Here is a 12,952-nt window from a genome sequence, read left to right on the forward strand (position 1 = left end):
ATGGAACGATTTCGCGTTAAGCTTATCAAACTTTTTTAGTTCGCAATATAGCGGCAGTACGCTTACTCAGGAGACAGTAATGAAGCAGGCATTCAAGATCAACGATGACGGCCAGCAACGCCGTGATTTTTTACGCATATCCACAGTGTTTGGCCTGGCCTTTGCCGCAGGCTTGCTGAAACCGTCTGATGTGTTTGCTGCAGAATGGCAAGGCAAGGCCTTTGAAGCCAAGAGCCTGCAAGATGCGTTTACTGCGCTGGGTGCTGGCAGCCCTGCCGTCAGTGCTGATGTCATCATTGGCGCACCGGATATTGCAGAAAATGGTGCCGTGGTTCAGGTTAACGTCAGCAGCAAGGCCGCCAATACAGAATACATTGCGATCTTGATTGAAAAAAATCCAAATGCCATGTCGGCAGCATTTACCATACCCGAAGGTACTGAACCCCAGGTAGGAACACGTGTCAAGGTCGGCGAAACGTCGAATGTGCATGCCCTGGTGAAGGCCGATGGTAAATGGCTGGTGGCATCAAAAGAGATCAAGGTTACTCTGGGTGGTTGCGGCGGTTAATTTTTAGAATTTCAGGTCAGGTGCTACTGTGATGCATCGTAAGCCTGGAGAAGCAGATACAAGCGGGTTTCTCTGTGCACCTCTGTGTCTCCGTGCCTCTGTGGTGAGCTTTCAGGTCTTGACCTGTCTTAATCAAGTATCTATTTAAAATTAGCAAAAAAAAGGAGACATCATGGGAGATCCTATGCGTATTCGGGCGGCAGTTGTAGGCGAAGCTGTCGAGGTAAAAGTATTGATACGTCACGATATGGAAACAGGTCAGCGCAAGGACCTTGAAGGCAAAGTCGTACCTGCCCATTTCATCAAGACACTGCAGGCCAAATGGAAAGACAAGCTGGTGCTGGACGCGCAATTTGGCCCCTCTGTATCCAAAGACCCGTTTTTGTCCTTCAAGTTCAAAGGCGGTGTTAAAGGGGAAAAAGTATCGGTTACCTGGACAGACAACAAGGGTGATCAGCGTAGTGATGAAGCCGTCATCGCCTGAATAGGATAAAACTATGTCACATGCTGTCTTTAAACTTGCGCAAGCCGTGCCGCTAGCGGCCTGTGTAGCGTTGTGCGCAATGTCTGGTTCTGCGAAGGCACAAGCTGCTTCTCAAACTTCTGCAACTGAAGAAATTGCCAAATACCGCCAGATGCTGGCCGATGGCAACCCGGCAGAGTTATGGGAAATGCGCGGCCAGGAACTCTGGCAAAAAAAGCTGGGCACCAATCAGACGTCGCTGGAGCAATGTGATCTGGGCAAGGGCCCAGGCGTGACCAAGGGCGCGTATGCAGAATTACCGCGCTATTTTAAAGACACCAACAAGGTCATGGACCTGGAACAGCGCCTCATGCACTGCCGCATGAACCTGCAAGGCCTGACACGTGAGCAAGCGGTGAAAACACCTTTTGGTTCTGCCGGTAACCCGTCTGATATCGAAGCACTGGTGTCTTTTTTGACGGCAGAATCACGCGGCATGAAACTAGCGATCAGCACCAAACATCCGGCAGAAAAACAGGCCTATGAAATCGGCAAGAAGATATTCTATTACCGCGCCGGTTCCCATGATTTTGCCTGCGCATCCTGCCACTCTGCAGATGGTCAGCGCATACGCCTGCAAGACTTGCCTAATCTGAACAACAAGGAAAACGCCCAGGCTGCCTACTCGACCTGGCCCGCTTACCGCGTTTCGCAAGGTGAGGTCAGGACCATGCAGCACAGGCTCAATGACTGTTTCCGCCAGCAACGTTTCCCCGTGCCTGATTATGCGTCAGACACCATCACTGCACTGACCATGTTCCTGGCAAAATCTGCCGATGGCGCGGTCATGAATGCACCTGCATTGAAACGCTAAAAGGGGATATACATGAAAAATTTACGTATAGGCCATATAAGTGTTTTGCTGGCTAGCATTTGCAGTACGGTTGTAGTGTCTGCCGCTGAGCCTGACTACGCCAAAGCTGCACTGGAAATGATGAAAGCTGATTTCAAAGCCAAAGGCCCTGCCACCATGGAACGCATGGTGCAACAAGATGAAGCCCAGGCCCTGTGCAGCGCCAATCCGCAAGGCTTGAAAGCCAAGCCAGCCAAGAAGCTCGAACAGGCACAACTCGCCACTGTCAAATATCCGGCGGATGGCCAGTATATGGGCGACTGGAAGAATGGCGAAAAAATCGCCCAGAATGGCCGTGGCATGCAGTCTTCGGACGCAGTCGGCTCAGTCAATGGCGGCAATTGCTATGCCTGCCACCAGATGAGCAAGACAGAAATCTCGTTCGGCAATATCGGTCCTTCGCTCTATCAATACGGCAAGCTGCGCGGTACCAGCCCGGAGATTGTGAAATATACCTGGGGTAAGCTGTATAACGCGCAAGCCTATAACGCGTGTTCCCGTATGCCGAGGTTTGGGCATAACGGGGTATTGACTGAGGCGCAGTTGAAGGATGTGATGGCGCTGTTGTTGGACGGTGAGTCGCCGGTGAATAAGTAGTGGCTCGGCTTTGTTGTTCTAACGCAGCTATCGTCGGAGCATGTGTAAGTTACTGTCTCTGACTTTAATTGCGTCGCTCCAGCGCAGGCTGGAGCCCAGTGGCGTTCTTTGCACAACCGTGTGCCTTGATTAAAACGATTGCCCTTCGCGGACACAAGCCGGGTCTCGGCCCGGCGGCCGAATTCCTTTCTTTGCTTCGCCAAAGAAAGGAATCAAAGAAAGGCGACCGCAGACTTGCCCTTCGGGTGCTTACGCTGCGCTCCAGCACAATTTGTGCATCACAAAAAATGGGAAAGCTTCGAAACTCGCTGCGCTCAAACAACGAAGCTTTCTGATCCATTTTCTGTGACGCACAAATTGCTACGTCCCAAGCGGATTAAAGTCAAAAACAACGACAACTTCAGAATCAACAGCAACGTCAAAATCAACAGCAACGTCAAAATCAACAGCAACGTCAAAATCAACGACAAAGCAACACCAAAATCAGAAAGCAAATCACCATGGGTCTGAATCGTCGGGATTTTTTACAAGTAATGGCCATCGCCGCCGCAGGTGGCATGCAGATAGATGCGCAGGCTGCCATCGCTAATCCTGTTGCAGATAAACTCTACGACCTGCCACGCTTTGGTAATGTCCACCTCATGCATTTCACCGATTGTCATGCGCAGTTGTTGCCGCTGTATTTTCGCGAACCCAGTGTCAATCTGGGCATAGGTGCGGCATTTGGTAAAAGCCCGCATCTGGTGGGGGAACATTTGCTCAGGCAATTCGGTATCAAGCCCAATACGCCAGAAGCCCATGCCTTTAGCTGCCTGAACTTTGAACAGGCCGCAGCGACCTATGGCAAGGTCGGTGGCTTTGCGCATCTGACGACGCTGGTCAAGCGCATCAAGGGCAACCGACCCGGTGCGCTCTTGCTGGATGGTGGTGATACCTGGCAAGGCTCAGCCACGGCCTTGTGGACGAAAGGGCAGGACATGGTCGATGCCTGTTTGCAGATGGGCGTGAATGTCATGACAGCGCATTGGGAAATGACGCTCGGTGACAAACGCGTCAAGCAGATTGTCGACAATGATTTCAAGGGCAAGGTCGATTTTGTCGCACAAAATATCCAGACTACCGATTTTGGTGACCCGGTTTTCGAAGCCTTTGTCATGAAAGAAATGAATGGTGTGCCAGTCGCCATCATCGGGCAGGCCTTCCCTTATACCCCCATTGCCAATCCGCGCTACTTGGTGCCCGAATGGAGCTTTGGCATACAGGAAGAGAATATGCAAAAGACCGTCGATGCGGCGCGTGCCAAGGGTGCGAAGGTGGTCGTCGTCCTATCGCACAATGGCATGGATGTCGATCTCAAGATGGCCTCGCGCGTGCGCGGCATTGATGCCATACTCGGTGGGCATACCCACGACGGCATGCCTGCACCTGTCATCGTAGAAAATGGCGGCGGCAAGACCCTGGTAACGAATGCAGGCAGCAATAGCAAGTTCCTCGGTGTACTCGATTTTGATGTGAAAGAAGGTCGCATACAGGGCTTCCAGTACAAGCTAATGCCGGTGTTTGCCAACTTTCTGCCAGCAGATGCTGACATGCAGTCGCTCATACAAAAGATCCGTGCACCTTACACTACAAAGCTGGCTGAAAAACTGGCGATGACAGAAGGAGCCTTGTACCGTCGTGGTAATTTCAATGGCAGCTTTGATCAACTGATTGTCGATGCCCTGATGGAAGTCAAAGGTGCAGAAATCGCTTTTTCACCCGGTTTCCGCTGGGGTACATCCCTGCTGCCGAATAGCGCCATCACCATGGAACATGTAATGGACCAGACCGCCACGACCTATTCGTATACCACCGTTACAGAAATGACAGGTGCAGCCATCAAGACCGTGCTCGAAGATGTGGCCGACAATCTGTTCAACCCCGATCCCTACTACCAGCAAGGTGGCGACATGGTGCGCGTCGGTGGCTTGAGTTATGCGATAGAACCGGCAGCCGCCATGGGCAAGCGCATAAAGGACATGCGCCTGAACGGTCAGCCACTGGCTGACAACAAGACGTATAAGGTCGCTGGCTGGGCACCCGTGGCAGAAGGTGCCACGGGCGAGCCGGTGTGGGACGTGGTGGCGCAATGGCTGCGCACGCATAAAAAGATCACGCCACGCAAATTGAATACACCACGCCTGATCGGCGTGGCTGGCAACCCTGGCATGCTGGGTTGAGATTTTCATCAGAGGGATGGTGACTCGTTCCTCTGCTTTTCTGCATCTCTATTTTTTCAAACCCGGTAAAGACCGGGCTGCATAGTTCATATGCTTGCCTCCAGGAAGTTCTTTCAAAAAGCCGTATTTCCGCATTCAAAAAATGGTATTTAAATATATTCAAATCTATATTTATTTTCCCATTGATTAAAAAAAATATTAGCCTAATATGCAACGGCAATATGCGTTAACTTTGCATTTCTATCCCTGAAGCATGTACTTCCACTGGAGCAAATCTCCGCCTTTTACTCCATTTTCACGCTGTTTTTATGGCAGGCAGCCTGACCTGCGCCTGCCTTGCATATTTGCAGGTCACTACCAAGCGTATTCCATCCCATTAATGAAGTGAGTTCTAGCCATTCGCAAGGAGGTCACATGACAAGCACAACAGGTAGCCACGGTGTAGCGGGACAAAGAGAGGCTGCATTTACAAGATTATTTCCAAAGCGCATTACCGGCTTTAATCCGCAAGATTTGCAAACACTGGCTCAGGCCATGATAGGTAATCAGGGCGATAAACCCTCGAACGAACCTGATGGGGAGGAAAATTTGCTGGTCCCCGCTGGTTATACTTACCTCGGTCAGTTTATTGACCATGACCTGACGTTTGACACCACATCTTCATTGCTTGATGTCAGGGCGGCGGCCAGCAATTTACGTACACCGAGACTGGATCTCGACTGTGTCTATGGTTCTGGCCCAGATGATCAACCTTATTTATATGCGACAAGAGATGATTTGAATGCCGGAGTCAGGAAAGGCGCAAGCCTGGTGTTGGGGCGGGTTCTGGTTGGCGTATCAAACCGCCACGACTTGTTAAGACTCGACGACAGCGAGGAAGCGCGGGCCGTAATAGGTGACCCAAGAAATGATGAAAATTCCATCGTTTGCAATATCCAGGCGGCCTTTATACAATTTCATAATACTGTCGTTGCCAAGCTTTCCAGAGAGCAGCCACAATTGTCAACAGGCCAACTGTTTCATAAAGCCAGAAAACTGGTACGCTGGACTTATCAGCGCATAGTCGCCGAGGATTATCTTCCCAGGATAATCGAACCCGCCACCTATCAGACTTTCAGACACAGGCTCGACACGCAAGGTGAGGGGGCATTCAAATTATTCACTGCCAACCTCAGGACCGGTATTCCCATCGAGTTTGCAGGTGCGGCCTATCGCTATGGACATTCCATGGTCAGGACTGGTTACAAACTCAATGAAGGACATGAGCCACAATTCATCTTTACGCCAGGAAAAGGCATTAATAGCTTGGTAGGATTTGGGAAATTGTCTGATAAGCACTGGATAGAATGGAAGCGGTTTTTCCCGGAAGGTAATTTCTTCAAAGCCGGACAAAGACCGGATCACAACAATAATGTTGCAGATGACAGGTTGCAATGGGCTTACCGTATTGATACCGCTCTGGTCGATCCACTTAGCGTTTTGCCGCAAGCCATATCCGAAGGTAATTCTTTGGCTGACCTGAATTTGCGGCGTGGCGAAATCTTTGGTCTGGTAAGTGGGCAGGTGATAGCGAATGCACTCGGACTTGCTCCACTGGATAAAAAATATCTCGTGGTCAGGGATAAGAAGGATGGTGATTACGGCTACACCAGCATACCTGCATCTCTGGTCAGAGACACGCCACTATGGTATTACGTGCTGGCAGAAGCGCAAAGGGAACTGGTTGATAGCTGGTATGCAAAAAATGGCGGTAAAACCGGAGCGCAGGCACTCGATGAAGATGATCTTTTGAGTGGAGTGCCAGATGCAGAAGGCGCAAGAAAATGCGCACCAGCAGCACAACTTGGCCCAGTTGGCGGCATGATCTTGCTTGAGACTTTTTTCGGCCTCTTGCTGGCTGATAAAGATTCCTATCTCAGCATTTCCAGCGATACTGATCGTGACGACTACACTACATGGTTTTCCAGTTTTACCAACAATGGTGCAGTTGATGTCAGCGCTTGGCAACTGTTAGCCTTTGCCAAACTCATTTAAATCACCTTCAGGGCAGCTTGCTCGCTCTCTTGCATCCATGTGTCGTGCCAGTCACATGGATGCAGCAGCAATCCTGATCGCAAAGGCTGGAGCCGTTGCTGAATCTTCGCTTTCTTCATTTCCCGACTTTCTCTATCACCTCCGGAGTCAAACGCATTGGTTTTGAATATCATTTTTTGATCGCCCTGAAATTTTTTTTTCTGCAAAGCGCAAAAATTAACAATTTTGGTTTATGTTATGACACTTTATTCGATTTGAGCGTGGTATCAGCGCGGGAGTAGTGTCGGCATGATCATCGGTATTGATTTAGGAACAACAAATAGCCTGGTAGCTGTCTGGAAAGACGGTAAATCGCAACTGGTGCCCAATGGTCTTGGCGAGACGCTTACACCTTCCTGCGTCAGCCTGGATGAGGACGGTACTGTTCTCGTCGGCAAGGCCGCCAGGGAACGTTTGCAGACCCATCCAGAGCGCACGGCTTCGGTATTCAAGCGCTATATGGGTAGCGACAAGAAAGTCAGGCTGGGGCAAAAAGATTTTCGTGCCGAAGAGTTGTCTGCCCTGGTATTGAAGTCACTCAAGGCCGATGCTGAAGCTTTTCTGGGGGAAGCGGTGACCGAAGCCGTCATCACCGTGCCCGCCTATTTTTCTGACGCCCAGCGCAAGGCGACCCGCACTGCGGGTTTGCTGGCTGGCCTGAAAGTCGAGAGATTGCTCAATGAACCCAGTGCGGCAGCACTGGCCTACGGCATGCACCAGCTTGATAGTGAAAGCCGCTTCCTCGTATTTGATCTCGGCGGCGGCACCTTTGACGTGTCCATCCTGGAATTGTTTGAAGGGGTCATGGAAGTGCGCGCCTCTGCCGGTGACAACTTTCTGGGTGGTGAAGATGTCACGAATGCGATTGTAGATTTGTTCTTCCAGCGCAATAGCCTCTCCAGCAGCCTGCGCAATAATCCCATGTTCATGCAAAGACTGGGTGCATCTGCCGAGGCCGCCAAACGTGCCTTGTCGACTGACCAGCAAGCTGCTGTGCAAATCCAGCTTGATGGCAATGATCTCAGCATGGATATCGATGAAGAGGCCCTGGACAAACTCTGCGCTCCTTTGCTCAAGCGCATGCGCGAACCGGTAGAGCGCGCCCTGCGCGATACCAATATCCGCGCCAATGAACTCGACAGTATCGTGCTGGCCGGTGGGGCAACCCGCATGCCCGTCATCAAACGCCTGGTGACACTGATGTTTGGCCGCTTCCCTACCAGTGAGATTAACCCGGACGAAGTCGTGGCCATGGGCGCAGCCGTCCAGGCTGGCCTGAAGATGAAAGATGCCGCGTTGGAAGAAGTGGTCATGACAGACGTGGCACCTTATTCACTCGGGGTAGAGGTTTGCATGCGCCTGGCTGACGGCAAGTCGTCTGATGGCCATTTTTCGCCTGTCATCGAGCGCAATACGGCGGTACCGGTCAGCCGTGTCGGCCATTACCGTGCTGTTGATGCGCGTCAATCCAGTGTGGTGCTGCGCATTTTTCAGGGAGAGTCCCGCCTGGTCAAAGACAATATCCTGCTCGGCCAGCTTGATGTTCCCCTGCAGCCGGACGGCAACGAAGAGAAGGCCGTCGATGTGCGTTTTACCTATGATGTCAATGGCTTGCTTGAGGTCAGGGCCAATGTCAACAATAGCACTGAAAGCCATGTGCTTATCATTGAGGGTAATCCTGGCATGCTTACTGATGAAGAGATCAGGCAGCGTTTTGTCGAGCTTGAAAAAATCAAAATGCATCCGCGTGATACGCTGGAAATGCGCACCCTGCTGGCCAGGGCCGACCGCATATACCAGCAGGTGCGGGGAGAGTTGCGCTCGTGGTTGAGCGTACAGATAGCCGAGTTTGAAGGCGTGTTGGAAACGCAGAATCCGCGCCACATCAATCCGGCCAAGAAGAAATTTTCCGACATGCTTAATTCCATAGAAAGCGATAGCCACCTGCATTCTGATTTTGACCCGCAACTGAATTAAAGTGGGCATGCAGATGCTGGTGAATTGAATCATGGAATATACCCCGTCGTTTTTTCGTTTGTACGGCTTGCCTGACGATGCTGACGAACGTTCCATCAAGCGTGTTTATGCAAAGCACCTGAAAAAAATAGACCAGGAAACGGATCTTCCTGGCTTTCAGGCATTGCGCGAAGCCTATGAAGAAGCCCAGGCCTGGATCAAGCACAGGGACAGTGGCAGGTTGAGGCAAGCTAACGTGCAAGTACAGCAGGCGACTGATGAAGTCAGCCAGAATCAGACAGCGTCTGTGCAACCTAAGGCAGTACTTCAAGAGCAAGCTGCCAGAAATAATGCTGAGCCGGTGCGTCCACTGACACCAAAAGAGCAAGCACGTGACACGCACACGACAGAGGCAAAGCCAGTTGCTGTTGTAGCAGAACAGACAGAAATGGTAACACCGGACAGTGCCGCACCAGCCGTGCAGGAAAGTGACAAGCAACTGGCTGCCAGCAAGGCTGAGCGTGTTTTTGCTGAAATGCTCATGGCCATGCTCAAGTGTGCTGATGAAGAAGCGTATGCAGAAAAACATCTGCGGCTTGCCATGGGAGACCCGCGCCTGGCGGGCAATTATGCGCGCTACGTCTTTGAAACACTGTTGGCCGCCTATCTGTCCAGAGGCTGGCGACGTGGTAACGGCGAGCTGTTTGATGCTGCCTTTGAGATATTTGGCTGGGACAAGGACAGGCGTCGCCTGTTAAGCCTGGGCCGGCGTGGCCATTTACTGGAACGTGCCTATAAAGAAAAGCAGGCATTTTTTCAAAGACCTCTTAATCTACGCAAGGCGCAATGGGACTTGTTGAAAAAACTGAGGCAGGATAAAAATCCGGGCGAGGACTATCTCGTCGCCAATTTTAAAAAACTACTGGTGCTTGATGAGTTGTATCCGGTCTGGTTATGGATGGTGACCAGCAAGGATAATTTCAATATCTGGAAAGCGCAATTTGAGGCAATACAGGAAGTCGCCAGGGCAAAGGCACTCAAGGAAGCCGCAGAAATCGAGGCGCGCAACAAGGTGGCCGAAGGGACTGGCGGTGCGTTTTCAGTGCCTGGCGAAGATGGTGGGGCCACAGCGAAAACCAGGTTTTATACTGCCATGCGCAGGCCCCTGAGGCGCTACTTCCTACCTGCATTTTTGTGTATCGTCGCACTCCTCATCGTGCAATTGATCGCACAAGATGCCAGGACAGTGACACCGCCACCGGTAGTCAGGCAAGCTGTGCCAACAACTCCCGCAGCCAGATTTGATGCTGCCAGCCGTGCATTAAGCCGTGCAGGTAACCGTGCAGAAATGCTGCAAAAAGCTGTGCAGGAACTGGCGCAATTGTCCAGCGAGGGCAATGTCAAAGCCTCCTATCAACTAGGTTGGTTGTACCGTGATGGCAAGCAGGTAGCGCAAGATGATGCTGAGGCTCTTAAGTGGTTCACCAAGGCGGCGGAGCAAGGCCATCTGGATGCTGTCGTCATTGTGGCTGATTGTTATTTTGAAGGACGTGGTACCAACAAGAACATGGACGAAGCCATACGCTGGTACAGCAAGGCTGCTGAACAGGGGCAAAGCCTGGCACAGATCAAGCTCGCGCATTTGTACCTGGATGGTACTGGCGTCAAAAAAGACCGGAAGCGTGCACTGGAATTGATGACTGCTGCAGCAGAAAAAGGCCAGGCCGTGGCACAAAGTGAGTTGGGCCTGATATACATGAACGGTTTGTACGGTGCATATGCCAATACTGAGAAGGCCGCCTACTGGTTCATGCTGAGTGCCCGCCAGAATGATGCAATTGGCCAGCGCATGTTTGGGCTCATCAATGAAAAAGGCCTGGGTGGTTACAACCAGGACCGTCTCGCAGCATCACAATGGTATGGCAGGGCAGCCAGGCAAGGGGATGCAGAAGCCGGCAAGAGATTAAAGAGCCTGTGTCAGTCCGGTTTTTATATGGATTGCAGGGAGAGGTAATCTTGCCAACTATCGCCCTGCTACCTGAGCGTCTCTTTGACACAAAAATGACGATGCAACTCCTGCCAGGGCAATAACAAATACCAGCAGCACCAGTTTGACCGACACTATATTCTCATGCGTAATCCACCACTATTCTTTATTGAAAATCAGTTAAACGCCGATGCTGACGAGCGCGCAGTCAAGCGTGCCTATGCACGAAAACTGAAACAGATAGACCAGGAAAAAGACCTCCAGGGTTTTCAGGATTTGCGTGATTCATATGAAGCTGCACTGTCCTGGTTGCGCTACAGGGATCAGTTTCAAGGGCAATTCCAGTTGCACGCAATGTCGCAGGTACTGTCGCAGGCGGAAGACGATGGCATTGCAAGTGTGGCCGATAATAAGGAAACTACTCCTGCATTACAGGATACGCCAGTCGCTGATGAGATGTCGTCGCAAGAGAACGCTGATGTCGCTCAGGACGCTCAGGACGCTCAGGTCGCTGGCGGTCAAGATGAAAATCCTGCCCCTGATGCCGCCATAGCGGGTCAGGCAGAAGATGCAATTCTTGCTGCACAAATGCAGCAAGAAACCGTCGTCGTTGGAAAAACAGAAATTGTCAGCCCGGAAGCAGCCGCAAAGAAAATCTTCAATGAAATGCTGGAGGCAATGCGCCTCCATTGCGAGAGTGGAAATGATGGTGCTAATAGTGAGGCAAGTGAAACCAGTGATGACAGTGAAGATGATTTCGCCGGACAAAACCTGACAGCCTTGCTGGACGATATGCGCCTGTTTCACATGGAAACACGCTTGATCTTTGAAGGCTTGCTGGCAGATTATTTGTTACAGGGCTGGCAACCCGGCAATGGTGAATTGTTTGATGTAGCGGTAGAAAATTTTGGCTGGCAAAAAGACCGTCAGCGTTTGCTGCAACTCGGCAGGCCAGGCCGTGTCATTAACCGCGCGCTGACCGATGCTGCTGAGTTTTATCGAAAAGATAAAAGGACCCGCGCAAAACTATGGGCCCTGATCACAAAAATCAGAAAAGAAAAATTTCCTCATCTACATTACCTGAAAGCGAATCTAAGCTTGTTGCGGCATATGCAGGCTAGCTATCTTTCCTGGTTGCTGCTGGTGACAAGCAGAGAAAATCTTGCACAATGGTCCGCAGTAGCCGAAGAGATTGATTCCCAGGAACCCATCGGTGACCAACGGGTATATGTTCCAAAAGAGGACAACACCGGGCATCCAGCTTATTGGATATTCATTGCTGTTTTTGTGTTTTTTGGCATGTTTTCTGGCAGGGACAGACCAACACCAAAGTATGACCCTGGTCAATTTACTTCAGCAGGCCGGATGCCGTTCGATCTCGATAAGCCTGATTCCAGGTTGACGCTGGAGCAGCGAATTGAGAAAGCAGAAGTCTTGCTGGCGCTGAGCAAGGAAGACAAGAGCAATCTCAAGACGGCTGTACGGTCTCTGGAAACTCTGGCGGGAGAAGATAGCAGCAAAGCTGCTTATCGCCTGGGCTGGCTATACCGTGACGGCAAATTTGCGCCTGCCGACAAGCAGCGGCAATATGCGTGGTTTTTGAGAGCAGCTGAACTCGGCAATACGCAAGCCAGCATCATCGTCGGCGATCTTTTGATGGATGGCATGGGTGACAAACCCAATCACCAGGAAGCCTTTTCACATTACAAAAAAGCCGCAGACCAGGGCGATGCACTCGGCCAGTTCAAGCTGGCTTATATGATAGATCATGGATATGGAATAAAGCCAGACAGGGCAGTAGCTGCGCGCCTTATCAAGTCGTCCGCCGAGAAGGGCTTTGCCTATTCCGAATCCCTGATGGGGCAGTTTCATTTGCGTGGGGAGTATGGGTTTCCCAGGGATGAAGTCAAGTCCGCCAACTGGTTTTCATTAAGCGCCACACATGGTGACGCCAGCGGTGAACGCTACTTTGGTCTGGTACATGAGCAGGGACTGGGGGCCTACAAGATCAATCTTGCTGAAGCTGCCAAGTGGTATGGCAAGGCCAGGGATCATGGTGATAAGGAAGCTGAAAAAAGTTTGCAGCGCTTATGCAAAAAACAGGAGTTTTCAGAGTGCAAACCTGCGTCAGTAAGCGTCAGTACCGTATCTGTTGTGACCAAGGCACAATAAGTAT

Annotated in this window: 11 protein-coding genes; 10 read left to right on the top strand and 1 reads right to left on the bottom strand. The window is 51.2% G+C overall.

What is annotated here, in order from left to right; genetic code table 11:
* Nucleotides 1–79 precede the first annotated feature (79 nt).
* From soxY to ACO0LL_RS14120, 7 genes are all read left to right on the top strand, one after another.
* The gene (soxY, locus tag ACO0LL_RS14090) at nt 80–568 is read left to right on the top strand and encodes a thiosulfate oxidation carrier protein SoxY (RefSeq protein ID WP_422951484.1); all 489 of its coding nucleotides are present in this window, start codon (nt 80–82) and stop codon (nt 566–568) included.
* Between the two features lie 172 nt (nt 569–740).
* The gene (gene soxZ / locus ACO0LL_RS14095) at nt 741–1,052 is read left to right on the top strand and encodes a thiosulfate oxidation carrier complex protein SoxZ (RefSeq protein ID WP_162042322.1); all 312 of its coding nucleotides are present in this window, start codon (nt 741–743) and stop codon (nt 1,050–1,052) included.
* Nucleotides 1,053–1,065: 13 nt separating this feature from the next.
* Entirely contained in the window at nt 1,066–1,905 is an 840-nt protein-coding gene (gene soxA, locus ACO0LL_RS14100) for a sulfur oxidation c-type cytochrome SoxA (protein ID WP_422951485.1), read from the top strand.
* 12 nt (nt 1,906–1,917) lie between these two features.
* Nucleotides 1,918–2,541: a sulfur oxidation c-type cytochrome SoxX gene (gene soxX / locus ACO0LL_RS14105; protein ID WP_422951486.1), complete on the top strand. Its 624-nt coding sequence runs from the start codon at nt 1,918–1,920 to the stop codon at nt 2,539–2,541.
* A gap of 273 nt (nt 2,542–2,814) precedes the next feature.
* On the top strand, nt 2,815–3,051 hold the full coding sequence (locus ACO0LL_RS14110; protein ID WP_422951487.1) for a hypothetical protein: 237 nt from the start codon (nt 2,815–2,817) through the stop codon (nt 3,049–3,051).
* A complete protein-coding gene (gene soxB, locus ACO0LL_RS14115; RefSeq protein WP_422951614.1) occupies nt 3,048–4,760 on the top strand; it encodes a thiosulfohydrolase SoxB in 1,713 nt (570 codons plus the stop codon). The genes ACO0LL_RS14110 and soxB overlap by 4 nt, the downstream gene beginning before the upstream one ends.
* 414 nt (nt 4,761–5,174) lie before the next feature.
* Nucleotides 5,175–6,794 carry a peroxidase family protein gene (locus tag ACO0LL_RS14120; RefSeq protein ID WP_422951488.1) on the top strand — a complete coding sequence of 540 codons (1,620 nt, stop codon included), beginning with the start codon at nt 5,175–5,177 and terminating at the stop codon, nt 6,792–6,794.
* Here ACO0LL_RS14120 and ACO0LL_RS14125 read toward each other — a convergent pair.
* The gene (locus ACO0LL_RS14125) at nt 6,791–6,967 is read right to left on the bottom strand and encodes a hypothetical protein (protein WP_422951489.1); all 177 of its coding nucleotides are present in this window, start codon (nt 6,965–6,967) and stop codon (nt 6,791–6,793) included. The two genes, ACO0LL_RS14120 and ACO0LL_RS14125, sit on opposite strands and share 4 nt — an antisense overlap.
* A 115-nt stretch (nt 6,968–7,082) precedes the next feature.
* Here ACO0LL_RS14125 and ACO0LL_RS14130 point away from each other — a divergent pair, with 115 nt between their 5' ends.
* From ACO0LL_RS14130 to ACO0LL_RS14140, 3 genes are all read left to right on the top strand, one after another.
* The gene (locus tag ACO0LL_RS14130) at nt 7,083–8,810 is read left to right on the top strand and encodes a molecular chaperone HscC (protein ID WP_422951490.1); all 1,728 of its coding nucleotides are present in this window, start codon (nt 7,083–7,085) and stop codon (nt 8,808–8,810) included.
* A gap of 31 nt (nt 8,811–8,841) precedes the next feature.
* Nucleotides 8,842–10,803 carry a tetratricopeptide repeat protein gene (locus ACO0LL_RS14135; RefSeq protein ID WP_422951491.1) on the top strand — a complete coding sequence of 654 codons (1,962 nt, stop codon included), beginning with the start codon at nt 8,842–8,844 and terminating at the stop codon, nt 10,801–10,803.
* A gap of 117 nt (nt 10,804–10,920) precedes the next feature.
* The gene (locus ACO0LL_RS14140; RefSeq protein ID WP_422951492.1) at nt 10,921–12,948 is read left to right on the top strand and encodes a tetratricopeptide repeat protein; all 2,028 of its coding nucleotides are present in this window, start codon (nt 10,921–10,923) and stop codon (nt 12,946–12,948) included.
* The last annotated feature ends 4 nt before the right edge of the window (nt 12,949–12,952 follow it).

This window comes from Undibacterium sp. TC4M20W, from assembly GCF_049340245.1.
Taxonomy (GTDB): Bacteria; Pseudomonadota; Gammaproteobacteria; order Burkholderiales; family Burkholderiaceae_D; genus Undibacterium.